The organism is Plantactinospora sp. B6F1 (assembly GCF_040120695.1).
In the GTDB taxonomy this organism is placed as follows: Bacteria; Actinomycetota; Actinomycetes; order Mycobacteriales; family Micromonosporaceae; genus Plantactinospora.
On sequence record NZ_JBEEAC010000015.1, the window covers coordinates 100,556 to 124,113 of the forward strand.

A 23,558-nucleotide genomic window follows, 5' to 3' on the forward strand; every position below is an offset into this window, starting at 1 on the left:
GCGGCTGCCGACGAGCAACACCGGTGCTAACTTCTGCGGTGAAGGTCATGAGTGCCAGCGCACAGCCCCGGCTTGCTGGCCGGCAACCCTCCGCTCGCGGGCGGGGTGCTCCGGGTGACGACCTGGCCGACGCAATTTGCCCGGTAAGCCGCCAGTCGAGGAGCTTGTCGCAGTGTCCCGTTCCGCCGTGCCCCGGTCCGTCGCCCCGACCGGCCCCGCAATCTTCAGCCCTGCCGGAGCCGGCGATGCCGGTCGCATCGCCGCGCTGCATGCCGACAGCTGGCGGCGGCACTATCGGGGCGCCTACGCCGACACGTATCTCGACGGCGATCTGCTCGGTGAACGCAGCAGGGTGTGGTCGGCGCGACTCGCTTCCCCCGCCGGCACCACCACGATCATCGCCGAACGTGACGGCTGTCTCGCGGGCTTCGTCCATGTGGTCTTCGACGCGGATCCGCGCTGGGGCAGCCTCATCGACAACCTCCACGTCGACCATTCGGAGCATCGCGCTGGCATCGGTACCGCGCTGATGGCCTACGCCGCCCGGGCGGTCCTCGCCGATGCCGGCTCTCCAGCGCTCTACCTGTGGGTGCTTGAGCAGAACGCTCGCGCACAGATGTTCTATCTGGCCTGCGGCGGCATCCGGGTCGAAACGGGCATCGTCGCTCCCCCCTGCGGCGACCCCGCCTTCCTCATCGGGACTCCTGGCAAGTACCGCATGGCCTGGCCGGACGCCCGACGCCTCGTCAGGGCTCTCCCCGGGGACGACCGTGGATAACGTGGGGGCTGTGTACCGGGACGGCGGGGGAGTGTGCCATGGCTGAGCTGTTGGCAGGGGGCGGTTCTCCCGGTGAAGGCGACAGGAACGGGCCCTTCCGCGCATCCCGCCCGCTGCACCTGGGCGGGCACGTGGTGTGGCCGCCGGTGGTACTTGCGCCGATGGCCGGGATCACGAATGTCGCCTTCCGGCGTCTCTGCCGGGAACAGGGCGGCGGCCTCTACGTCTGCGAGATGGTCACCACCCGGGCGCTGGTCGAGCGGAATCCGAAGACGCTCCGGATGATCGCCTTCGGCGGGGACGAGCGGCCGCGCAGCCTCCAGCTGTACGGGATCGACCCGGAGGTGACCGCGGCGGCGGTCCGGATGGTGGTCGAGGAGGACCTGGCCGACCACGTCGACCTGAACTTCGGCTGCCCGGTGCCGAAGGTCACCCGCAAGGGCGGTGGGGCGGCGCTGCCGTGGCGCCACCGGCTCTTCGCCCGGATCGTCCGGGCGGCGGTCGAGGCGGCCGCCCCGGCCGGGGTACCGGTGACGGTCAAGATGCGCAAGGGCATCGACGACGACCACCTGACGTACGTGGCCGCGGGGCTCGCCGCCCAGGAGGCCGGGGTGGCGGCGGTCGCCCTGCACGGGCGTACGGCCGCGCAGCGGTATTCGGGTACGGCGGACTGGGACGCGATCGGCACCCTGAAACAGGCGCTGGACGTGCCGGTGCTGGGCAACGGGGACATCTGGGAGGCCGACGACGCGCTGCGGATGCTGGCGCACACCGGGGCGGACGGTGTGGTCGTCGGCCGGGGCTGCCTCGGCCGGCCCTGGCTCTTCGCCGATCTGGCGGCGGCCTTCGACGGCCGCCCGGTGCGCCGGCTGCCCACCCTCGGCGAGGTCGCGGCGACCACGCGCCGGCACGCCGAACTGCTGGTCGAGTGGTTCGCCGGTGGCGACCGCCCGGACACCGCCGAGCGGGACGGCTGCGTCGACTTCCGCAAGCACGTCGCCTGGTATCTGAAGGGCTTCCCGGTCGGCGGCGAGCTGCGCCGGGCCCTGGCCATGGTGAACGGCCTGGCCGAGCTGGACGACCTGCTCGGCAAGCTCGACCCGGCCGAGCCGTTCCCGCCGGAGACGCTCGGCCAGCCCCGGGGTCGGACGAACTCGCCGGGCAAGGTTTTCCTGCCGGACGGCTGGCTGGCCGATCGGGACAGCGCCGAGGTGCCGGCCGGCGCCGAACTGGCCGACTCCGGCGGCTGAGCCGCGCCCGGTCGTGCCGGGCTGGTCGCGCTGGCGGGGCCGTGAGTGCCCGGGCCGGCGATCGGTAGCGGAAGCGGTGGACCGGGCCCGGGGCGGTCAGGCGATCGGTAGCGGCCGGTCGTCGGCGGGCGGCGGGCCGCTCCCCGGCGTCGACGTCGTCGACGCACCGGTGGCCTCCGCCGTCGATCCGGCGGACCGGGGCTCGGGTACGACCGGAGTACTGCCCGCCCACGGCACCTCCGGCGAGCGGTGGAAGGCGATCCCGGCCGTGCTCCAGCGCAGGCCGTGGCCGGCCAGCCGCCGCCGGAAGTCCGCCCAGTCCCGGGACCGCGCCGGCGACCAGCCCAGCTCGGCGATGGCCGGCAGTCGGGGGAAGGTCATGAACTCGATGTCGCCGACCGTGCGGACCGTCTCCGTCCAGAGTGGCGCCTCCACCCCGAGCACCGCCTCGGCCGGTACTCCGGCGAGATAGTCGCCGGGATCCCAGTCGTACGCGTCGCGGACCTCGACCAGCCCGGCCCAGTCCTTGCCCAGCGGGGTCGCCGCCGAGTACTTCATGTCGAGGTAGCTGCGGTTGCCGGGCGAGAGCAACACCTTGGCGCCGTTGCGCACCGCTTCGGCCACCACCGGGTCCTCGGTCGAGGTGCCCCAGTACTGGACGACCCGTCCGGTGCTGTGCTCGGCGACCGCGAGCTGGTGCCAGCCGAGCACCCGCTTGCCGTGTCCGGTGACGATCCGCTGGACCCGGTTCATGAACCGGGTGTAGGCGGCCCGGTCGAGGGTGAACGCCTCGTCGCCGCCGATGTGCAGGTAGCGGCCGGGGGTGAGCGCGGCGACCTCGCCGAGTACGTCGTCGATGAACCGGTACGTCCGCTCGTTGTCGACGGCGACCGCGCTGAACCCGACGTCGGTGCCGGTGTACTCCGGCGGCGCGACGCCGTCCGGGGCGAGTTCCCCGTACGCGTTCAACGCCGCGTTGGTGTGCCCGGGCAGGTCGATCTCGGGTACGACGGTGATGTGCCGGGCGGCCGCGTACGCGACGATCTCGGCGTACTGCTCCTTCGTGTAGTAGCCGCCGGGGCCGCCGTCCACCTCGGTGGAGCCGCCGACGCTGGCCAGTCGGGGCCAGGAGTCGATGGCGATCCGCCAGCCCTGGTCGTCGGTGAGGTGCAGGTGCAGGTGGTTGACCTTGTATCGGGCGAGGTGGTCGACGAAGCGCAGCACGTCCGGTACGGCGAAGAAGTGCCGGGCCACGTCGAGCATCGCGCCCCGGTAGCCGAACCGGGGGTGGTCGTCGATCGTTCCGCCGGGGATCGCCCACGGGCCGGGCTGCCGCCGGGCGGACTCGACCTTCGGTGGCAGCAACTGCCACAGCGTCTGCACCGCGTAGAAGAGGCCGGTGGCCGTGCGGGCCCGGGCCACCACGCCGGAGGGGCTGATCTCCAGGTGGTAGCCCTCGGCCGAGCCGGCGCCGCCGGGCTGTGGCGTGCGGGAACGGCCGGTTGCCCCGTCGTCGCCGGTCAGCAGCAGGGAGATCCCGCCGGGCCCGTCGGCCTGACCGGCGGTGACCACCGGTAGTGGGTAGCCGGTCGGGCGGCGCAGCAGCTCCGCCAGGTGTCGGCCGACCGCACTCGCCTCGGGGCCGGGGGTGGTCCGGATCGTCGTGCCGGGGGTCAGGATGAACTCCACCCCGGCGGCTGGCTCGACCCGGGCGGGGGCGGGAAGCACGTCGGTCAGCCGGGGCGGGGTGTCGGCGGGGGTGCGGGTGGACCGGGGCGGGAAGGTGGTAGGTCGCACGGCAGATCTCTCCGGGGGGAGCCGCAGGTGATTTCCGGGCAAATCTCATGAAACGTACGTACGAAATGGCGTCCTGTCAAGGGTTGGTCACCCTGTGGTACGAGTCCTTCGTCGTACCCGTCGACTGACCAAACGCCGGGCCGGGTCGGGATCCTTCCGTGACCGATCTTGCTCGTGGAATCGTTCCCACACAACCTCGCGAACACGTACAGCCTTCGCGACTGTGCGGATTGTCACCGAACGGTCCCAAGATGCCCACCGGTCGCTTAGCCTTCGCCCACCAGCAGCCGGCGGTTCCCGCTGGTACGGGCAACCGTCCCCTGGGTACGTAGAGAGCGGCTAAACCTTCGTTCAGTGTCGAACGGCGCACGTGGGAGGGTCCGTTGACAGCGCAGCAGACGGCGGGACAGAAGTACGTTTACGACTTCACCGAGGGCAACAAGGACCTGAAGGACCTGCTCGGTGGCAAGGGCGCGAACCTGGCCGAGATGACCAACCTCGGGCTGCCGGTTCCGCCGGGCTTCACCATCAGCACCGAAGCCTGCCAGGCGTACCTGAACAGCGGGACCCAACCCGCCGGGCTGGCCGACGAGATCGACGCGCACCTGGCCGCGCTGGAGAAGGGGATGGCCAGGCGGCTGGGCGACCCGGCCGACCCGCTGCTGGTCTCGGTCCGGTCCGGAGCCAAGTTCTCCATGCCCGGCATGATGGAGACGGTGCTGAACGTCGGGCTCAACGACGCGAGCGTGACCGGACTGGCCGCGCAGGCCGGCGGTAACGAGCGGTTCGCCTGGGACTCCTACCGCCGGCTCATCCAGATGTTCGGCAAGACCGTCTGCGACGTACCGGGTGAGCACTTCGCGCACGCCCTCGACGACGCCAAGCGGGCCAAGGGTAGCGAGAGTGACCTGGACCTCGACGCGGACGACCTCCGGGCGCTGGTCGACACGTACAAGACGATCTTCCGTAAGCACGCCGGCCGGGAGTTCCCGCAACAGCCCAGGGAGCAGCTCCAGCTCGCCATCAACGCGGTCTTCGAGTCCTGGAACGCCGAGCGGGCCGTGCTCTACCGGCGGCAGGAGCGGATCCCCGCCGACCTCGGCACCGCGGTCAACGTCGTGGCGATGGTCTTCGGCAACCTCGGCCCGGACTCCGGCACCGGGGTGGCGTTCACCCGCGACCCGGCCAGCGGCGCGCAGGGCATCTACGGCGACTACCTGGCCAACGCCCAGGGCGAGGACGTGGTGGCCGGGATCCGCAACACCGTCCCGCTGCAACAGCTCGAAGAACTGAACAAGCCGGCGTACGACGAGCTGCTGGCCATCATGGCCAAACTGGAGGGGCACTACCGCGACCTCTGCGACATCGAGTTCACCATCGAGCGCGGCAAGCTGTGGATGTTGCAGACCCGGGTCGGCAAGCGCACCGCCGCCGCCGCGTTCGTGATCGCCGCCCAACTCGTCGACGAGGGCCTGATCGACCTGGACGAGGCGCTGCACCGGGTCAACGGCGCCCAACTCGCCCAGCTGATGTTCCCCCGGTTCCGGCTCGACGGCGACCGGACCCCACTGGCCCGGGGTATCGGCGCATCCCCGGGCGCTGCCGTCGGAAAGGTGGTCTTCGAGGGGCGGCGGGCGGTCGAGCTGGCCGAGGCCGGCGAGGACGTCATCCTGGTCCGCCGGGAGACCAACCCGGACGACCTGCCCGGCATGATTGCCTCGCGCGGCATCCTCACCTCGCGCGGCGGCAAGACCAGCCACGCCGCCGTCGTCGCCCGGGGCATGGGCAAGACCTGCGTCTGCGGCGCCGACTCGCTCGACGTGGACGTCCGGCAGCGGCGGTTCACCGTGGACGGCCGGACGGTCTCCGAGGGGGACGTCGTCTCGATCGACGGCACCACCGGCAACGTCTACCTGGGCGAGGTGCCGGTCTGGCCCTCCGAGGTGGTGCGCTACTTCGAGGGGAGCGTGGACGGCGAGACCACGGACGATCCGCTGGTGGCCGCCGTACACCGGATCATGACGCACGCCGACGCCAAGCGGCGGCTGGGCGTCCGGGCGAACGCCGACACCGGCGGGGACGCGGCCCGGGCCCGGCGGTTCGGGGCCGAGGGGATCGGCCTGTGCCGCACCGAGCACATGTTCCTCGGTGACCGGCGAGAACTGGTCGAGCGGCTGATCCTGGCCCGGACCGACGGCGACCGGCAGGCGGCGCTGGCCGAGCTGCTTCCGTTGCAGCGTGCCGACTTCCTGGAGGTCTTCCGGGCGATGGACGGGCAGCCGGTGACCGTCCGGCTGATCGACCCGCCGCTGCACGAGTTCCTCCCCTCGCTGGAGGAGCTGGCCGTGCACGTCGCTGTCGCGCACGAGCGCGGCGAGGACGCCGCCCGGGACGAGGCGCTGCTCACCGCGGTACGTCGGATGCACGAGCAGAACCCGATGCTGGGTCTGCGCGGGGTCCGGCTCGGCCTGGTCATCCCGGGCCTGTTCGCCATGCAGGTGCGGGCGATCGTCGAGGCGGCCGTGGAGTGTGCCAGGGCCGGTGGCAACCCGAAGCCGGAGATCATGGTGCCGCTGGTCGGCGCGGTCCAGGAACTGGAGACGGTACGCACCGAGGCCGAAAAGATCATCGCGGATGTGACCCGGGAGCAGCCCGTCGAGGTGCTGATCGGCACGATGATCGAGGTGCCCCGGGCGGCGCTGACCGCCGGGCAGATCGCCGAGGCCGCCGAGTTCTTCTCCTTCGGCACCAACGACCTGACCCAGATGGGCTGGGGCTTCTCCCGGGACGACGTCGAGGGCGCCTTCTTCTGGCGCTATCTGGAGCTGGGCATCTTCGGCATCTCACCGTTCGAGTCGATCGACGCCGACGGGGTCGGCCGGCTGGTCCGGATCGCCACCGACGAGGGGCGGGCGGCTCGCCCCGGGCTCAAACTCGGGGTCTGCGGCGAACACGGCGGCGACCCCGACTCGGTGCACTTCTTCCACGACGTCGGCCTGGACTACGTCTCCTGCTCGCCGTTCCGGGTGCCGGTGGCCCGGCTGGAGGCCGGTCGGGCGGTGGTCGAGTCCACCGGCTCCGACAGCCGCTGACCCCCGGCACTCCCGCGCATCCTCCCGCGCTGGGCGCGGCTCCTCAGGACCGGCCGGGGGAGCGCCGGCCGCCGGGGTCGGACCAGAGGCCGGCCGGGAGGGAGGCCATCGGGGTACGGGTCGCCAGCGGCGCGTCCGGGTTGGTGACCGGCGGGATCGCGGTGGCCACCGCCGGCTGCCGGACGGCGTCCCAGAGCGCGCCGAGCCGCTGGGCGGCCGGCCGAGCCTCGGCGTGCAGCCGGGCGAACTCGGTCTCCGGGCGGACCACGGTGGTCAGGATCGCGTCCTCACCGGCCGGGTAGACGACCACGCACCCCTGCGCGCTCCGGACCACGGACTCCCGCAACGGCCCGTGCCCGGCCAGCTGCGCGAAGCGGCCACCGATCCCGAGCCCCGCCGCGGAGAGCGCGGCGACGTGGTGCGGGTCGATCCCGGACAGGTCGCTGGCGACCAGCAGGCCGTCCACGGCGGCCAGCACGGCACCCGATATCTCCGGCACCGCGCGCCGCAGCCGGTGCAGTTCGGCCAGCAGGGCGGCATCAGTGTTCACCGGTGACTGCTCCCTACTCGTTGCCCATCCCTCGGCGTTCGGACGTTTCGCTCCGGCCTGTGGCGTCCTGTCGCGCAACGTCGCCGGCACCTCGCGACCCGAGCGGTTACCTTCCGACTCCGGCACGCTACATCGAGCAAGCTCCCGGCGCCGTCCCGTGACCACCGGCGATCGTCCGGCAACTCTCGGCTGTTCGGCGGTTGCGTTCGGCAAAGCAGGTCAACCGGCTGGGGTGTCGGGCGTACGTTGCTGCGCCCGGGTCGGGGCCCCGGCGTAACCTGAGCGACACGCGAACGTCGCTTCCCTCGTACCGGAGGTGTGGCCCATGGGCAGCGTGTGGGAGAACCTGGTGGTGGATGCCGCCGATCCGGCCCGGCTCGCACGCTGGTGGGCCGAGGCGCTCGGCTACCGGATCGTCGCCGAACTACCGGACGAGGTGGAGATCCGCCGGGCCCCGGACGTACTGCCCGGCCTGGTCTTCGTGCCGGTTCCCGACGGCAAGGAGACGAAGAACCGGCTGCACATCGACCTCCGCCCGGCCGACCATGAGGCCGAGGTGGAGCGGCTGGTCAACATGGGAGCCCGGCACGTCGACGTCGGGCAGTCCTCGGAGCACACCTGGACCGTGCTGGCCGACCCCGAGGGCAACGAGTTCTGCGTGCTCGCCCAGCGGGGTTGACGGTGCCGGAGTCAGCCGGGTGAGGATCGGTGGCGTGACCAGCCAGCCTGACGCGGAGCGCCGGGTGGCCGAACCGGCGAAGGACAGCGGCCACGGGCGCAGCCCCTACCAGCGGGACCGGGCCCGGGTGCTGCACTCGGCGGCGTTCCGGCGGCTGGCCGCGAAGACCCAGGTGCACACCGCCGGCACCGACGACTTCCTCCGGACCCGGCTCACCCACTCGCTGGAGGTCGCCCAGATCGCCCGCGAGATGGGTGCCCGGCTCGGCTGTGACCCGGACATCGTGGACGTGGCCGGGCTCGCGCACGACCTCGGGCACCCGCCGTTCGGGCACAACGGCGAGGCCGTGCTCGACGTCCTCGCCGCCGACTGCGGCGGCTTCGAGGGCAACGCGCAGACGCTGCGGGTGCTGACCCGGCTTGAAGCCAAGGTGTACGGCCCGGACGGCACCTCCGCCGGGCTCAACCTGACCCGGGCCGCCCTCGACGCCACCTGCAAGTACCCCTGGCCGCGCCGACCGGGGCAGCGCAAGTTCGGGGTGTACCCCGACGACGCCGACACCTTCGACTGGCTGCGCCAGGGTGCCCCGGACGGCGACGTACGCTGCCTTGAGGCGCAGGTGATGGACTGGGCCGACGACGTCGCGTACTCGGTGCACGACGTCGAGGACGGCATCCACGGCGGCTACCTGCGACTGCGGTTGACGCAGTTGCGGGACGACGCCGACGAGCGGGCCGCGCTCTGTGCCGACGTCGCCGGGCGGTACTCGACCGAGTCGGCCGACGACCTGGCCGAGGTGCTGGCCGGGCTGCTCGCCGACCCGGTACTCGCGCCGCTTCGCGACTACGACGGCAGTCACCGGGCGCTGGCCGCGCTGAAGGCGAGCACCAGCGTGCTGACCGGCCGGTTCGTCGCGGCGGCGGTCGAGGCCACCGAGCGGCGCCACGGCACCGGCCCGCTGCGCCGGTACGCCGCCGGACTGGTCGTGCCCCGGCGGATCCGTGCCGAGTGCGCGCTGCTCAAGGGCATGGCGCTGCGCTACGTGATGCGCCGCCCCGGCGCGCGGGACCGGTACGAGCGCCAGCGGGAGATCCTGACCGGGTTGGTGGCGGCGCTGCTGACCCGGGCACCGGAGGCGCTCGACCCGGTCTTCGCACCACTGTGGAAGGCGGCGCCGGACGACGCCGCCCGACTGCGGGTGGTGGTCGACCAGGTCGCCTCGCTCACCGATCCGGCGGCGGTCGCCTGGCATGAGCGGCTCACCACCGGTTAGTCGACCGCCGCCCGGTGCGGACGGCTGCCGGGCGCTTGGTGCCGACTAGGCGGTGAAGGTGAACGACTTCGTCACCATGAGGTCGAACTTCTCCAGCAGGTCTGCCGCGCCGGGTGCGTCCCTGTGGTTCTCGAAGGCGATCGTGTAGACCCGACCGTTCGCCTGCAGGACGTACCGGACGACCATGGTGCCGACGGCGCTCCGTCCGATCAGATCGTCCTCCTTGACGACGACGGCGGAGTGGCGCTTGCCGGCGACGCCGTCGACGGTGACGTCCCGGACCTCGATGTCGCCGTGGGTCTCCGCGTTGTACGGTCCCGTGTAGGCCTGGTCCGCCGCCTCGCTGCGCACCCAGACGAGGTAGAAGAAGTAGTCGGTGCCGAGGCAGCCGGGCAGCAGGTCGCGGGTGTGTGCCAGCCAGAGACTCGTCTCGCACTCCTCGACCAGCCAGTCCGGTGGGTGGCGCAGGGCGTACCCGTGCCGGGTACTGCGGTAGGGGGTCCAGTCGGCGGTGGGGTCGGGAGTGGGTATCGCCACCGGGGCGGCGTCGGGCGAGGCGGGGATGGTGAGCTGCTCGAGGACGGCGGTGAGAACGTCGGCGGTCTCCGGGAACACCGGCTCGGGCGCGCCGGCCGCCGAGGCCAGCTGGGTCAGCGCCGGTCGCTGCTCGGCCGGCACCCGGTAGCCGACGAACCTGAAGTCGAGAGCGAGCCCGGCCTTCTCGACGCGCTCCTGGATCGTCCGGGCCACGGCGGCGGGGTCGGGGTCACAGCCGTCGACGCCGTGCCGGGAGATCACGACGATCCGGTTGCCCTTGCGGCCCCGGAAGGGATAGCGGCCGGCGAAGTCGTCGATCGCCGCGAGGACGCCGGCGCGCAGCGTCGACTCGCCGGCGGGGGTGAGTGTGCGTACCTTCTCGACGATCTCCGGTGCCCGGCCGGTGCCGGCGCCGACCACCTGTGCGGTGTTGCCGACGTCGTCGCAGCGACCGCCGAACCGGCGCAGTGACAGCGCGTCGTCGTCGGCGGCGTTCTGGGCCGCGGCGCCCACGGCGGCGGCGACCTCGGCGAAGTCGCCGCCCTCCGGGTCCGTCGAGGTGTCGACCAGCAGGGCGGTGCGGTAGTCCGGGATGGCGCGCACCACCAGGACGGTGCCGACGGCGAGCGCGGCGACGACGACCACCGCGACGATCAGCAGAAAGCGCCGCCGACGGCTGCCCGGACGGCCGGTCGTGATGCTCATCGTATGCTCCTCGGGGCCTTGGCGCGGAGCGCGGCGAGCGCCTCGTTCATCGCGTTCACCTCGTCGTTGTACCGGGTGGCCACCCGCTCGAAGGCGGCGTGTTTCGGCCCCAACGGTGTGCCCGAGCGGGCGGTCTCCAGCAGGTCCTCGGCGCTACGCACGACCCGTTGCTGCTGGGCGCGCAGCCGGGACGCCCGGTCGTGGATGTCCCGGGCGGTGGCCGTCTTGGCACGGCCCTGCAGGTCCTCGAATTCGGTGTCGGTGCTCGCGAGGACGTTACGGGCCCGGTCGAGGGTGCGCTCGGCCGTGTCGAGCCGACCGGTGCCGACCGCCTTGACGGCGGCGTTGACCTGCTCGACGGCGGGATTGAGGATGTCGATGATCTCCTTGGCGTTGCGCAGCACCGGTTCGATGTTGGTGAACCAGTCCAGGGCCGCGTCCAGCTCCCCAGGGGTGTCGACGAACATCGGATCGGGGGCGCCGGCGCCGGTCGCGAGCTGGGTGAGCTGCTCCTGCTGGTCGTCGCGTACCTGGTAGCCGATCATCCGGAACTCGATGGCGAGGCCGGCGGCCCTGATCCGGTCGCTGATCTGCCGCTGCACGAACGCTGTGTCCTCGTCGCAGGCGTCGGTGCCGTTGCGTGTCACCACGATGATCCGGTTGACCTGCTTGGCCCGCCGCGCGAACGGCTTGGAGAAGTCGGCGACGGCCTCGACGATGCCGCGTTGCAGGGTCGCCTTGGTGCCCTGGCCGATGCCGCCGACCGCGTCGGCGATCTCCTGGCGGTTGTCGGTGCCGAAGCCGACGAGCTGGCTGGTGTTGTCCTGCGCGCCGCACTCGCCTCCGAAGCGGCGCAGCGCCAGCGCGTCGCTGTCCCCGGAGTTGTCGATCACTTTCCGGAGCGAGTCGGCGATCGTGGCGACCCCCTCGGTGGTGCCGGCGGCGGTGGTGTCGATCAGGAACTCCGTCTTGTAGGTCGGCGCGAACTGTGGCAGCACCCAGGTGACGGTCAGCACGCCGGCACCGGCGAGTACGACCAGCGCGAGGGTGCTCAGCAGCGCGATCCGGACGCTGCGCGGCAGGTTCAGCCGGAACACGTTGCGTTGCCGGCCGTGGTCGCCGACCAGCACGCCCTGGGCGTGCCGCAGGTCGACCGGGCCGGGCTGCCCGGGCACCGAGGCACCTCGGGTCGGTGCTGCGCGCGCCGGCTCCGCCCCGGTCCGCGCCGGCTCCGCCCCGGTCGGCCCGGGCCGGGCGGGTTCCTTCGACTGAGCGGTCATCTCAGGAGAACGTGTTGGTCTGGGTGCCGTGGTCGCCCAGGTAGACACCCTGGGCGCCGCGAAGATCGGTGGTGTATCGCGCGGCCGACTCCCCGCTGCCCGGGAAGGTCAGGGCGAGCACCCGCAGCGCCGCCTCGGCCAGGTCACGATCGTGCTTGGCGCCAGCGTTGGTCAGCTCTGCCACCAGCCGGCCGTACTGGCCGACCGGATCCGCGCGGTACGCGTCCACGATCTCCGCGCCGGCGTCGCGGTCACGTTGTCCGCCGGTGAGTCGGCGTCGTACCAGGGCGACCAGGCCGGCGTAGGCGTCCTGGACGGCTGTCGAGGCGGCGCCGGAGACCCCGGCTGCCGCACCGGCCACCAACGCGGTCACCACGACGGTGATGGGATCCATCAGACTCTGCTCCTGTCGCGCTGGCGGGTGGGACTGCGCTGGCGGTGGGACGAGGCCGGGAGCCGTGCCGCCTCGGGCCACGGTTGACGAGGCAGCGTCCGGACCATGTGTCTATCAATCCACTGTGGGCACTACAAGCCCCCTGACACCAACCTGACAAGGGCTGCCCGAAGGTGGCGAGCGCCCGGTCGATGGTCCGGGTCCGGGTCGGCCGAACGGCGGTCCGATTCGCTACGCGCCGCCCGGCCGTCTCCTGACCGGCGGAGGGCGCGGCGGAGATCGCACGGAACCGGCGAGTGCCGCCGATGGCGAGAGATTCGAGTTCGAGCCCGGCGGCTACCACGAGCGGCGGTACAAGTCCTGCGGCGAGGACACCAGCAAGGGCAACAACAGCGGGCGCGAGACCGGCGACCTGTGCTGGCGGAGCGGCTCCGGGGCACCGCGCCAGACCTGAGGGTCCGGGTACGGCACGACACCGGCAGCGGCCCGTCGGCGCCCGGAATCCGCCCCCGACCGCCTCGCTGCCCGGAATCCGTCCCCCAGGGCCCCGCTGTCTCCCGCAGTGCCCGTCGGTCATTACCCGATCATGGCCGCACGCCCGCGCCGCAGGTGGAACCCTCCTTGGTAGGACCGCGTGGTCGACGAGGGGTGGGAGTGGGCATGCAGGCCAGGACGTTCGTGGTGGACGGCGGCACGAGTGGGCTCGGGATGGAGGTGGCCCGGATCCTCGCCGCCGACCATCGGGTCGTGATCCTGGGCGACGTCCCCGGCGAGGTGTCCCGGGCCCGCGACGAACTGGGTTGCGACGGCATCGTCTGCGACATGTCCCGCAGCGAGCAGGTCCGGGACGCCCTGGCGGAGGTCGTCACCCGGTACGGTCCGATCGACGGGCTGGCCCACTGCGCGGCGATGTGGGCCGGCGGAAGGCTGGAGGAACTCTCCCCGGAGGCGATCCGCCGGGCGGTCGAGGTGAACGTGCTGGGTACGGCGTACCTGATGCACGAGGCGCTGCTGCGGATGCGGGAGCAGGGGTACGGCAACATCGTCTACATCAGCGCGCTCGCCACCGACGTGCCCCGGCCGGGCATCCCGCTCTACCGGGCGACGAAGAGCTTCGGCACCAGCCTGGTCGAGTCGCTGGCCGAGGCGCAGGGCAGCAACAGCATCAAGGTGATGGAGATCCACCCCGGCCCGATGCCGACCAGGCTCCAGGAGCGGGTCGGCGCCGACTTCCTCGACACGACCTTCGCGCCGCCCGAGCAGGTGGCGTCCGAGGTGGTCCGGCTGATGCTGCTCGGCGCCGACGACCTGTACGTCTCGGGCCAGAGAGTGCTCCGCGCCGACGGACGTTGGTAGCCCGGGGCGATGGTCAGCGCCGGGCCGGCTTCCGCCGAGCCACCACCCTCGGCATGGGCGCCACTGCGGGTGGCGGCCTATCGCAGCCTCTGGGTGGCGATGCTGGTCGCCAACATCGGCACCTGGATGCAGACCGTCGGCGCCCAGTGGCTGCTGATCGACGAGCGGAACGCCTCGACCCTGGTCTCCCTGGTACAGACCGCGAGCAGCCTGCCGATCCTGCTGCTCGCGCTCCCCGCCGGTGCCCTGGCCGACACCCTCGACCGGCGTCGGCTGCTGATCGCCGTGCAGTTCTTCATCGTCGGGGTGGGGGTGGCGCTGACCCTGCTCACCGCGGCCGGTCGGATGCCGCCGGCACTGCTGCTCACCCTCACCTTCGCCTTCGGGGTCGGGCAGGCGCTCACCCTGCCGGCCTGGGCCGCGATCATCCCCGACCTGGTGCCGCGCAACCTGCTGCAGCCCGCGTCCGGGCTCGGCTCGATCAGCGTGAACGTGGCCCGCTCGGTCGGCCCGGCGGTGGCCGGCGTGCTGATCGCCCGGATCGGCGTACCGCTGGTCTTCGCCCTGAACACCGTGGCCTTCCTCTTTTTCGCGCTCACCCTGATCCGGTGGCGGGCCGGCAACTCCCGCTCGGTCGAGGTGCCGGAGCGGTTCACCGCGGCGCTCCGGGCCGGTGGCCGGTACGTCCGGCACTCGCCGATGGTGCAGCGGCTGCTGTTGCGGGCGCTGCTCTTCCTGATTCCCGGTAGCGCGCTCTGGGCACTGCTGCCGCTGATCGCCAACCAGCGGCTCGGGCTCGGCGCCGGCGGGTACGGCGTGCTGCTGGCCGCGCTCGGCGTCGGTGCGGTGGCCGGCGGGCTGGCGCTGCCCTGGGTCCGGGCCAAGCTCTCGCCGAACCTCTTCCTGCTGGTCGCCGGGCTGGCCTACGGGGCGGCGACGCTCGTGGTGGCGCTGGTCCCGATCGAGGTGGTGGTGCTGGTCGCGCTGGTACCGGCCGGGCTGGCCTGGGTGACGGTGCTCTCCAACCTCACCGCGGAGATGCAGCTCTTCCTCCCCGGCTGGGTACGCGCCCGCGGCCTCGCCGTCTACCAGGTGGTGTTCGCCGGTGCGCAGGCGATCGGCGCGCTGGCCTGGGGCATCGTCGCCGACGCGGCGAGCCTGATCCTCGCGCACGTCGCCGCCGGGTTGCTGATGATCATTGGTGCGCTGACGGTGAGGATGTGGCCGCTGCCGGACCTGCGTGCCGTGCGGCAGGACCCGGCGACGCACTGGCCCGACCTCGAACTGGTGCACGAGCCGGACCCGAGTGTCGGGCCGGTGATCGTGGTGGTGACGTACACGGTCCGGGAGGATCGGCGGGAGCGGTTCGTCGCCGCCATGCAGGAGGTCCGGGCGGCCCGACGGCGTACCGGCGCGTCGCGCTGGGGCCTGTACCGGGAGGGCGAGTCGGGGGACCTCTTCGTGGAGATCTACGAGCTTTCCTCCTGGGACGAGCACCTGCGCCAGCACGGCGGCCGGCTGACCAAGGCGGACCAGGTGGCCGAGCTGCGGGCGCTGGAACACGCCGAGGGGCTGCCACAGGTCAGCCACCTGCTGCCGGCCGAGGCCGCCCCGTGAGGTGTCCCGGCCCCATGAGGTGTCCCCGGGGCCGGGTGGGCCGGTGGCCCCGGCTGGGCGGGCCCGGCGACTTAGGCTAGCCTAAGCTCATGGCGGAAAGTTCGAAGGAAACCGGGATCAGGTACGCCGAGGTGCTGCGGACGGCGTGGCTCACGCCACACATGATCCGGGTGGTGCTCGGCGGAGAGGGGCTGGCCGGGTTCGCCGCGGACACCTACACCGACCACTACGTGAAGTTGATCTTTCCGCCGGCCGGTGTCGACTATCCGGTGCCGCTCGACCTCGACCTCGTCAAGCGCGAACTACCCCGTGACCAGTGGCCCCGGCTGCGCACGTACACCGTGCGGGCCTGGGACACGGCGGCCCGGGAGCTGACCCTGGACTTCGTCTACCACGGCGACCGAGGGCTGGCCGGCCCGTGGGCCGCCGGAGCCCGGCCGGGAGACCGGGTGATGTTCCGGGGGCCCGGCGGCGGGTACGCCCCGGACCCGACGGCCGACTGGCACCTGCTGGTCGGCGACGAGAGCGCCCTGCCGGCGATCGGTGCCGCGCTGGAGTGGCTGCCGCACGGCGCCCCGGCCCGGGTCTTCGTCGAGGTCGCCGGCCCGGACGAGGAGCAGCACCTGGCCACCAAGGCGTCCGCCGAGATCGTCTGGGTGCACCGCGCCGGACGGGTCGTCGGCGAGGCCCTCGTCGAGGCGGTGCGCGCGGCCACCTTCCCGCTCGGTGACGTGCACGCCTTCGTGCACGGTGAGGCGTACTTCGTCCGCGAGCTACGCCGGATGTTCCGCGGCGAACTCCGGGTGCCGAAGGAGCGGCTCTCCATCTCCGGTTACTGGCGTCGCGGTGACGACGACGAGAGCTGGCGGGCCGCCAAGCCCGACTGGAACCGGCAGGTCGAGGCCGAGGAGTCGGTGACCGCCCGCTGAACCGCCTCGCGCACCGGCCACCCCTTCGCCGCCCACGTCCGCCCGACAGGGCAGGATGTAGCCCGGAGGGGGTGAGGCGGTGGCCGGGCGGATCCGTGACGAGGACATCGCGCTGGTGCGGGAGCGCACCTCGATCGCGGACATCATCTCCGAGACCGTCACGCTCCGGTCGGCCGGCGGCGGCAACCTCAAGGGACTCTGCCCGTTCCACGACGAGAAGACCCCGTCGTTCACCGTGGCCCCTGCTCGAAATGTCTATTTTTGTTTTGCCGGTGACACCAGGGTGCTCACCAGGTCCGGCGTACGGGAGATCCGGGACATGGCCGGAGGCAGCCACTCGGTGCTGACCACCGGGGGGCGGTGGGTCGAGGCTCCCTTCTACTCGTTCGGTGAGCAGCCCGTCCTGCGGGTGCACCTGAGCCGGAACGGGCAGAAAAAGGTGATCCGGGCGACGGTGAACCACCGCTGGTTCGTCCGGGCGGGGCGGGACCGCAAGCGGCACCTGGAGCGGGTGACGGAACAGTTGCGGACAGGTGACCGGCTGGCTTACGCCTATCCGCGGTCGCTGACCACGCGCGACGGTGGCCACGAACTGCGCCCGTCCCCGTACGGGATCGCCCGGGGCATCGTCTTCGGCGACGGCACCCTGCTCAGTGGCGGCAGCGTGGCCCTTCTCTGCGGCGGCAAGGACGCCGAACTGCTCAAGTGGTTCCCGCTGAGCCACACCTACCAGCGAGACAACGGGCTGACCGTGACCGGCCTGCCGGCGTACTTCAAGACGGAGCTGCCACCGCTCGACGAGTCGCTGTCCTACCTTTTCGGTTGGCTGGCCGGCTACTTCGCGGCGGACGGGGACGTCGCCGCCGACGGTTGCATCTCGCTCAACTCGACCTCACGCACCCACCTGGAGTTCGTCCGCGACCTCTGCACCCGGATCGGCGTCGGCAGCTACGGCATCCGGGAGTACATCCGTACCGGCTTCAAGGACTACCTCCGGCCAAATGGCGAGCTGGGGTACACCGGCCCGGTGTACCGGCTGACCCTGATGGGTTCGGACCTGCCGGAGGACTTCTTCCTGATCTCCGCCCACCGGGAGCGATTCCTCGCCCACCGCAAGGCGTACGAGCGCCGGGGTTGGACCGTCGAGCGGGTCGAGGACGACGGCGAGGTGGAGGAGGTCTTCTGCCCGGTGGTCGAGGGCACCCACGCGTTCGTGCTGGAGGACAACATCCTCACCGGCAACTGTCACGGCTGTGGGGCCGGCGGGGACGCCATCAAGTTCCTGATGGACGCCGAGCACCTGACCTTCGTCGAGTCGGTCGAACGCCTCGCCGACCGGGCCAACATCCAACTGCGTTACATCGAGGCCGGCCCCGCCCCGGTCCGGCCGCAGCAGGGCCAGAAGCAGCGGCTGGTCGCCGCGCACGCCGCCGCCGCCGAGTTCTACGCCGGCCAGCTCGGCACCGCCGGGGCCCGGGCGGCGCGGGAGTTCCTGGCCCAGCGCGGCTTCGACCGTACGGCGGCGCAGACGTACGGCTGCGGTTTCGCCCCGGACGCCTGGGACCTGCTCACCAAGCACCTACGGCAGAAGGGCTTCACCGGCCAGGAACTCGTCACCGCCGGGCTGGCCCGCGAGGCGCGATCCGGCTCGCTGATCGACCGGTTCCGGCGCCGGCTGCTCTGGCCGATCAAGGACCTGACCGGCGACGTGATCGGCTTCGGCGCCCGCAAGCTGTTCTCCGACGACGACGGCCCGAAATACCTGAACACCCCCGAGACGCCGATCTACAAGAAGTCGCACGTGCTCTACGGCATCTCCCAGGCGAAGCGGGAGATCGCCCGGCAGGGGCGGGCGGTGATCGTCGAGGGGTACACCGACGTGATGGCCTGCCACCTGGCCGGCGTACCGACGGCGGTGGCGACCTGCGGCACCGCCTTCGGCGCGGACCACATCTCGGTGCTGCGCCGGCTGCTGATGGACACCGACGCGGTGGCGGGCGAGATCATCTTCACCTTCGACGGTGACGCCGCCGGGCAGAAGGCGGCGCTGCGGGCCTTCGAGGACGACCAGCGGTTCGTCGGGCGTACCTTCATCGCGATCAGCCCGGACAACATGGATCCCTGCGAGCTTCGGCTGGCAAAGGGCGACCTCGCGGTCCGGGACCTGGTCGCCCGCCGCGAGCCGCTGGTCGACTTCGCGCTGCGCCAGGTGCTGCGCCGGTACGACCTGGACACCGTCGACGGTCGGGTGGAGGCGATGCGCCGGGCGGCGCCGCTGGTGGCCAAGCTCAAGGACCGGGAGAAGCGCCCGGAGTACGTCCGCAAGCTCGCCGGCGACCTCGGCATGGAGATCGAGCCGGTGCAGCGGGCGGTGCTCGATGCCGCCGCGCAGGGGACCGGGCAGTCGCGCCGGGGCAACGGTGCCGGGCCGACCCCGCCGCAGCGGCGGACAATCGAGCCGGTGGTGGACAACCCGCAGTCGCTGGTGGAGCGGGAGGCGCTCAAGCTCGCCCTCCAGGTGCCGGTGCTGGCCGGCCCGATGTTCGACGCGCTCGCGGCGGAGGTGTACCTGCACCCCGTACACCGGGTGGTCCGGGCCGCGATCGAGGCGGCCGGCGGCGCGACGGCGGCGACCACCGGGGCGGTCTGGATCGAGCGGGTCCGGGACGCCTGCGGCGACCTGGCCGCCGCGGCGCTCGTCGGCGAGCTGGCCGTGGAGCCGCTGCGGCTCGACACCGAGCCCGACCCGCGGTACGTCTCGATCACCCTGGCCCGGCTGGAGTGGGGGTCGGTGACCACCCGGATCCGGGACCTGAAGTCGAAGGTGCAGCGGGTCAACCCGACGGCGAACAAGGACGAGTACTTCGCGCTCTTCGGTGAGCTGCTCTCTCTGGAGCAGCACGCACGAGCCCTGCGCGAGCAGGCGATGGGAGGGCTGTAGCCGATGGAGGCGTTCAACCTGTTCCGTCGTGGCCGGAAGCTGCCGGCCGATCGGCGTCCGGCGCTGGAGCGCGGCGAGCGGGTGCTGGACTGGGCCAGGGTGGGTGACGGCGACGAGATCGTGGTGGTCACGGACCGGGGGCTCTGGCTGCCGGGGGAGGCCGCGCGGCTGGGCTGGCACGAGGTGCACAAGGCGATCTGGTCGGGTCGGGACCTGGCGATCACCCCGGCCGAGCCGGTCGGGGAGCGGGCCGGCTATCGGGTGGTGGCCGACGGGCCGGTCCGGACGTACCTGCTGGTCGATCCGGGTGACGTGCCGCACCAGGTACGGGCCCGGGTGACCCGGTCGGTGGCGTACACGGCACACCACGGGTTGCCCGACGGCGGTCTGCGGATCGCGGCCCGCCAGGTGCGCGGCGTCGACGGCCTGACCTGGACGGTCCGCTACGACCCCGGTACGCCGGTCGACGACCCGGCGGTGGTGGCCGAGACCGACCGGCTGGTGGCGGAGGCCCTGTCCGGCGTCGACCCGGACCTCTGAGTCTCCGCCCGCCGTCGGTGATCCGACCCGGAGCCGGCCCGGTTGCTGTCGGGCCGACCCGGGAGCCGGCCCGGCAGAAAACTCGGTGGACGTGTCGGACCCGGCGGCTAGGGTCGAGCCCGTGGCAAAGGACGAGATCCTCATCCGGGCGCGAGGGCTGGTCAAGCGGTTCGGGGAATTCATTGCGGTCGATGGGATCGACGTCGACGTGCGGGCGGGGGAGGCGTTCGGCTTCCTCGGGCCCAACGGCGCCGGCAAGAGTTCGACGATGCGCATGGTCGGCTGTGTCTCGCCACCGACCGACGGCGAGTTGCAGATCATGGGGATGGATCCCCGGCGGGACGGTCCGGCGATCCGGGCCCGGCTCGGCGTCTGTCCGCAGTCGGACAACCTCGACCCGGAGCTGACCGTCCGGGAGAACCTCACCACCTATGCGCGCTACTTCGGCATCCCGCGCCGGGTGGCCCGGGAGCGCGCCGCCGAGCTGCTCGACTTCGTGCAGCTCGCGGAGCGGGCGGGCAGCAAGGTGGAGCCACTCTCCGGCGGGATGAAACGCCGGCTCACCATCGCCCGCGCGCTGGTCAACGAGCCCGACATCGTGCTGCTCGACGAGCCGACCACCGGGCTGGACCCGCAGGCCCGGCACCTGGTCTGGGAGCGGCTCTTCCGGCTCAAGCAGCAGGGCGTCACGCTGGTGCTGACCACTCACTACATGGACGAGGCCGAGCAGCTCTGCGACCGGCTGGTGGTGATGGACGGGGGCCGGATCGCCGCCGAGGGCTCGCCGCGCTCGCTGATCGACCGTTACTCCACCCGCGAGGTGGTCGAGCTGCGCTTCGCCGCCGAGAGCCAGGAGGCGTTCGCCGGCAAGCTGGACGGGCTCGCCGAGCGGATCGAGGTGTTACCCGACCGGATCCTGCTCTACGTCACCGACGGCGACGCCGCGGTGGCCGAGGTGCACGCCCGGGCGCTGACCCCGAGCAGCGTGCTGGTCCGGCGCAGCAGCCTGGAGGACGTCTTCCTGCATCTCACCGGCCGGACGCTGGTGGACTGAGATGGCGCTTCTGGAGGCCGCGGCGGCCACCCGACCGCGGACCGGACTGGTCGGGCGGTTCCCCGCGCTCGCCGTGCTCGAATATCACCTTGTCGCCTACCGCCGCACCTGGCGGGCCGGTGTCTTCTCGTCGTTCCTGTTGCCGCTGCTCACCGTCGTCGGCTTCGGGGTGGGCGTCGGGGCGTACGTCGACGCTCCGGTGGCCGGGGTGTCGTACCTCGACTTCCTCGTGCCGGGTCTGATCGCCTCGACCGCGCTCCAGGTGGCGATCGGCGAGTCGACCTGGCCGGTGCTCGGCAACTTCGAGTGGGTCAAGATCTACTTTGCGCAGGCCGCGACGCCGCTGCGGGTCGTCGACATCCTCGGCGGTCAGCTCGGATTCGTGCTGTTCCGGGTGCTCACCAGCAGCCTCGCCTTCCTGCTCGTGGCGGCGGCCTTCGGCACGCTGCACTCGCCGTGGGTGCTGGCCACGCTCCCGCTGGTGGCGCTGATCGCGGCGGCGGTGGCCGCGCCGGTCTTCGCCTACAGCTCCTCGGTGCGCAGCGACAGTTACCTCGCGCTGCTGTTCCGGTTCGGGGTGATCCCGATGACCCTCTTCGCCGGGGTGTTCTTCCCGGTCGAGTCGCTGCCGGCGGTGCTGCGCTGGCTGGCGTACGCGTCCCCGCTCTGGCACGGCGTGGACCTGTGCCGGGCCGCCACCCTCGGCGTCGCGCCGACCTGGTCGGTCGCTGGCCACCTGCTCTACCTCGCCGCCTGGGTGGCCGTCGGGTGGTGGCTGGCGCGCGCGGCGTTCCGTCGCCGACTGGTGGTCTGAGCCGCCGCCGGTCAGTCTCCACCGGCACCCCTGTCCGACCCGAACCAGAGGAGAGGCTTCCGTGGTCAGCATCGTCCTGCCTCGGCTGATCAGTTTCGAGGGCGCACCCCGCCGCGCCACCTCGGTGGCCGAGCGCAACGTCGCGGCGCTGAAGTCCGCGTACTGGGTGGTGCTGATCTCGGGCTTCTTCGAGCCGTTGCTCTACCTGCTCTCCATCGGCGTCGGGGTGGGAAAGCTGGTCGGCGACATGACGCTGCCGACCGGCACCGTGGTGTCGTACGCGGCGTTCGTGGCACCGGCGATGCTGGCCGCCTCGGCGATGAGCGGGGCGCTGGCCGAAACGACATTCAACTTTTTCGGCAAGATGAAGTACATGAAGCTGTACGAGGGGATCCTGGCCACCCCGGTGCAGCCGTTCGAGATCGCCCTCGGTGAGCTGGGCTGGGCGATGCTCCGGGGCAGCCTCTACTCGGCGGCGTTCCTGGCCGTGATGGTGGGGCTGGACCTGACCAGCGCGGTCCGGGCGCTGATCGCCTTTCCGGCCGCCGTGCTGGTCGGCTTCGCGTTCGGGGCGCTGGGCATGGCGCTCTCCACCTTCATGCGCAGTTGGCAGGACTTCGACCTGATGGGTTCGGCCCAGTTCACCCTCTTCCTCTTCTCCGGGACCTTCGTGCCGGCCGAGGCGTACCCGTTGGTGCTGCACTGGCTGATCGAGGCGACACCGCTCTACCGCGCGGTGCATCTGGTCCGGGGCATCTCGGTGGAGGGCGGCGGCTGGGGTCAACTCGTCGACGTGCTCTATCTGGTCGCGCTGACCGCGCTCGGCCTGGTCGTCGCCGGCCGCCGGATGGGCCGGCTGCTCTGCAAGTGAGGCCACGGGTCTGCCGTGAGATTGCCGGCCGGCTGCGGCCGTTGCGCCCGACGCGACCGCCTCGGATGACTACTTTAAGTAGTTGACCGACAGCGCCGGTCCGGCGGTGGTTCGCATCGTCCGGCGGCGCCGTGGCGAGGAGGGCCGGATGACTGGCAAGCGGACGGCGGGGTCACCGGGCCGGCTGCCCCGGAGCGCCTGGGCCGGGGTGCTGCGCCGGACCCTGCGGGAGGCGCAGGCGGACAACGTCACGGACTGGGCGGCGGCGCTGACCTACTACGCGGTGCTGTCGCTCTTTCCGGCCCTGCTGGTCCTGGTGGCGGTGCTGGGTCTGCTCGGCGACGCCGCGGTGCGGGGGGTCCGGAACGTGGTCCGGGACGTCGTACCCGCGCCGGCCGCCCGGGACATCCTGCTCGCCGGGATCGACCAGGTCCAGGGCAGCTCCGGGACGGCGAGCCTGGTCGCGGTCCTCGGCATCCTCGGCGCGTTCTGGACGGCCTCCGGCTACCTCGGCGCCTTCACCCGGGCCGCCAACGCCATCTACGACGTGCCGGAGGGACGACCGTTCAGCCGGACCCTGCTGCTCCGGATCGGCCTGACCGCCCTGGTCGGGCTGCTGGCGTTGATCAGCCTGGTGCTCCTGGTGTTCAGTGGGCGGCTCTCCGCCGAGGTGGGCCGGCGACTGGGGGTGGGTGAGGCCGGAGTGACGGCGTGGGACATCGGCAAGTGGCCGGTACTGGTGCTGCTGGTCAGTCTGATCTTCGCAGTCCTCTACTGGGGGGCACCCAACGCGCGTCAGCGGTTCCGGTGGATCAGTCCCGGTGGCGCCTTCGCCGTACTGGCCTGGGCGGTGGTTTCCGCCGGCTTCGCGCTCTACGTCAGCTACTTCGCCTCGTACAACCGGACGTACGGCTCGCTGGCCGGAGTGATCGTCTTCCTGGTCTGGCTCTGGCTCTCCAACGTGGCCGTCCTGCTCGGCGCCGAGTTGAGCGCTGAGCTGGAGCGGGAGCGGACGATCCGGATGGGTGGGCCGGCGGACCGGGAGCCGTACCTCCCGCTCCGGGACGACCGCAAGCTCAGGAAACGGGACCGGGACTGAGG

19 protein-coding genes and 1 riboswitch are annotated in these 23,558 nt (G+C 72.0%); of the genes, 14 read left to right on the forward strand and 5 right to left on the reverse strand.

Features of this window, described 5'->3' with window-relative positions; all coding sequences use genetic code 11:
* Positions 1 to 43: 43 nt before the first annotated feature.
* Positions 44 to 157, forward strand: a riboswitch (SAM riboswitch).
* Between the two features lie 15 nt (positions 158 to 172).
* Positions 173 to 778, forward strand: coding sequence for a GNAT family N-acetyltransferase (locus ABNF97_RS20090; protein WP_349339401.1), 606 nt, complete (start codon positions 173 to 175; stop codon positions 776 to 778).
* A 38-nt stretch (positions 779 to 816) separates the two neighbouring features.
* Positions 817 to 2,028, forward strand: a complete 1,212-nt coding sequence (gene dusB / locus ABNF97_RS20095; protein ID WP_349339402.1) for a tRNA dihydrouridine synthase DusB — start codon at positions 817 to 819, stop codon at positions 2,026 to 2,028.
* Between the two features lie 96 nt (positions 2,029 to 2,124).
* Here the strand turns inward: dusB and ABNF97_RS20100 are convergent, their stop codons facing one another.
* Positions 2,125 to 3,825, reverse strand: a complete 1,701-nt coding sequence (locus ABNF97_RS20100; RefSeq protein ID WP_349339403.1) for a beta-N-acetylhexosaminidase — start codon at positions 3,823 to 3,825, stop codon at positions 2,125 to 2,127.
* A 383-nt stretch (positions 3,826 to 4,208) separates the two neighbouring features.
* Here ABNF97_RS20100 and ppdK point away from each other — a divergent pair, with 383 nt between their 5' ends.
* Positions 4,209 to 6,917, forward strand: coding sequence for a pyruvate, phosphate dikinase (ppdK, locus tag ABNF97_RS20105; protein WP_349339404.1), 2,709 nt, complete (start codon positions 4,209 to 4,211; stop codon positions 6,915 to 6,917).
* 43 nt (positions 6,918 to 6,960) lie between these two features.
* Here ppdK and ABNF97_RS20110 read toward each other — a convergent pair whose 3' ends face one another.
* On the reverse strand, positions 6,961 to 7,467 hold the full coding sequence (locus tag ABNF97_RS20110; RefSeq protein WP_130461005.1) for a roadblock/LC7 domain-containing protein: 507 nt from the start codon (positions 7,465 to 7,467) through the stop codon (positions 6,961 to 6,963).
* A 325-nt stretch (positions 7,468 to 7,792) separates the two neighbouring features.
* Here ABNF97_RS20110 and ABNF97_RS20115 point away from each other — a divergent pair, with 325 nt between their 5' ends.
* Together ABNF97_RS20115 and ABNF97_RS20120 are read left to right on the forward strand one after the other, a co-directional pair.
* Complete coding sequence (locus ABNF97_RS20115; RefSeq protein WP_130461004.1) at positions 7,793 to 8,146, forward strand: VOC family protein; 354 nt, start codon at positions 7,793 to 7,795, stop codon at positions 8,144 to 8,146.
* Between the two features lie 34 nt (positions 8,147 to 8,180).
* Complete coding sequence (locus ABNF97_RS20120; RefSeq protein ID WP_130461003.1) at positions 8,181 to 9,419, forward strand: deoxyguanosinetriphosphate triphosphohydrolase; 1,239 nt, start codon at positions 8,181 to 8,183, stop codon at positions 9,417 to 9,419.
* A 45-nt stretch (positions 9,420 to 9,464) separates the two neighbouring features.
* On the opposite strand, the gene ABNF97_RS20125 is transcribed toward ABNF97_RS20120, so the two are convergent.
* From ABNF97_RS20125 to ABNF97_RS20135, 3 genes are all read right to left on the reverse strand, one after another.
* On the reverse strand, positions 9,465 to 10,661 hold the full coding sequence (locus ABNF97_RS20125; RefSeq protein ID WP_349339405.1) for a hypothetical protein: 1,197 nt from the start codon (positions 10,659 to 10,661) through the stop codon (positions 9,465 to 9,467).
* Positions 10,658 to 11,836 (reverse strand): VWA domain-containing protein, encoded by a 1,179-nt coding sequence (locus ABNF97_RS20130; RefSeq protein ID WP_165436609.1) that lies wholly within the window; start codon positions 11,834 to 11,836, stop codon positions 10,658 to 10,660. Before ABNF97_RS20130 ends, ABNF97_RS20125 begins: the two co-directional genes overlap by 4 nt.
* Before the next feature lie 106 nt (positions 11,837 to 11,942).
* On the reverse strand, positions 11,943 to 12,335 hold the full coding sequence (locus ABNF97_RS20135; RefSeq protein WP_165436608.1) for a hypothetical protein: 393 nt from the start codon (positions 12,333 to 12,335) through the stop codon (positions 11,943 to 11,945).
* A gap of 660 nt (positions 12,336 to 12,995) precedes the next feature.
* Between ABNF97_RS20135 and ABNF97_RS20140 the strand changes: the two genes are divergently transcribed.
* From ABNF97_RS20140 to ABNF97_RS20190, 9 genes are all read left to right on the forward strand, one after another.
* Positions 12,996 to 13,691, forward strand: coding sequence for an SDR family NAD(P)-dependent oxidoreductase (locus ABNF97_RS20140; RefSeq protein ID WP_165436607.1), 696 nt, complete (start codon positions 12,996 to 12,998; stop codon positions 13,689 to 13,691).
* 9 nt (positions 13,692 to 13,700) lie between these two features.
* A complete protein-coding gene (locus tag ABNF97_RS20145) occupies positions 13,701 to 15,308 on the forward strand; it encodes an MFS transporter (RefSeq protein ID WP_349339406.1) in 1,608 nt (535 codons plus the stop codon).
* Positions 15,309 to 15,397: 89 nt separating this feature from the next.
* The gene (locus ABNF97_RS20150; protein ID WP_349339407.1) at positions 15,398 to 16,237 is read left to right on the forward strand and encodes a siderophore-interacting protein; all 840 of its coding nucleotides are present in this window, start codon (positions 15,398 to 15,400) and stop codon (positions 16,235 to 16,237) included.
* Between the two features lie 79 nt (positions 16,238 to 16,316).
* Positions 16,317 to 19,178, forward strand: a complete 2,862-nt coding sequence (gene dnaG, locus ABNF97_RS20165; protein ID WP_502930523.1) for a DNA primase — start codon at positions 16,317 to 16,319, stop codon at positions 19,176 to 19,178.
* 3 nt (positions 19,179 to 19,181) lie between these two features.
* The gene (locus tag ABNF97_RS20170; protein WP_130460994.1) at positions 19,182 to 19,718 is read left to right on the forward strand and encodes a hypothetical protein; all 537 of its coding nucleotides are present in this window, start codon (positions 19,182 to 19,184) and stop codon (positions 19,716 to 19,718) included.
* A 121-nt stretch (positions 19,719 to 19,839) separates the two neighbouring features.
* Positions 19,840 to 20,772: an ABC transporter ATP-binding protein gene (locus tag ABNF97_RS20175; protein ID WP_349339408.1), complete on the forward strand. Its 933-nt coding sequence runs from the start codon at positions 19,840 to 19,842 to the stop codon at positions 20,770 to 20,772.
* Positions 20,773 to 20,782: 10 nt separating this feature from the next.
* Positions 20,783 to 21,586: an ABC transporter permease gene (locus tag ABNF97_RS20180; protein ID WP_502930525.1), complete on the forward strand. Its 804-nt coding sequence runs from the start codon at positions 20,783 to 20,785 to the stop codon at positions 21,584 to 21,586.
* Positions 21,587 to 21,647: 61 nt separating this feature from the next.
* Positions 21,648 to 22,457, forward strand: a complete 810-nt coding sequence (locus tag ABNF97_RS20185; protein WP_130460991.1) for an ABC transporter permease — start codon at positions 21,648 to 21,650, stop codon at positions 22,455 to 22,457.
* A 148-nt stretch (positions 22,458 to 22,605) separates the two neighbouring features.
* On the forward strand, positions 22,606 to 23,556 hold the full coding sequence (locus ABNF97_RS20190; RefSeq protein WP_349339410.1) for a YihY/virulence factor BrkB family protein: 951 nt from the start codon (positions 22,606 to 22,608) through the stop codon (positions 23,554 to 23,556).
* Positions 23,557 to 23,558 lie beyond the last annotated feature (2 nt).

Excerpts from the sequence above, each read along its gene's own strand:
- ABNF97_RS20150 (WP_349339407.1), top strand. The coding sequence starts at position 15,398 with ATGGCGGAAAGTTCGAAGGAAACCGGGATCAGGTACGCCGAGGTGCTG.
- ABNF97_RS20145 (WP_349339406.1), top strand. The coding sequence starts at position 13,701 with ATGGTCAGCGCCGGGCCGGCTTCCGCCGAGCCACCACCCTCGGCATGG.
- ABNF97_RS20115 (WP_130461004.1), top strand. The coding sequence starts at position 7,793 with ATGGGCAGCGTGTGGGAGAACCTGGTGGTGGATGCCGCCGATCCGGCC.
- ABNF97_RS20135 (WP_165436608.1), bottom strand. The coding sequence starts at position 12,335 with ATGGATCCCATCACCGTCGTGGTGACCGCGTTGGTGGCCGGTGCGGCA.
- ABNF97_RS20140 (WP_165436607.1), top strand. The coding sequence starts at position 12,996 with ATGCAGGCCAGGACGTTCGTGGTGGACGGCGGCACGAGTGGGCTCGGG.
- ABNF97_RS20125 (WP_349339405.1), bottom strand. The coding sequence starts at position 10,661 with ATGAGCATCACGACCGGCCGTCCGGGCAGCCGTCGGCGGCGCTTTCTG.
- dusB (WP_349339402.1), top strand. The coding sequence starts at position 817 with ATGGCTGAGCTGTTGGCAGGGGGCGGTTCTCCCGGTGAAGGCGACAGG.
- ABNF97_RS20190 (WP_349339410.1), top strand. The coding sequence starts at position 22,606 with ATGACTGGCAAGCGGACGGCGGGGTCACCGGGCCGGCTGCCCCGGAGC.
- ABNF97_RS20170 (WP_130460994.1), top strand. The coding sequence starts at position 19,182 with ATGGAGGCGTTCAACCTGTTCCGTCGTGGCCGGAAGCTGCCGGCCGAT.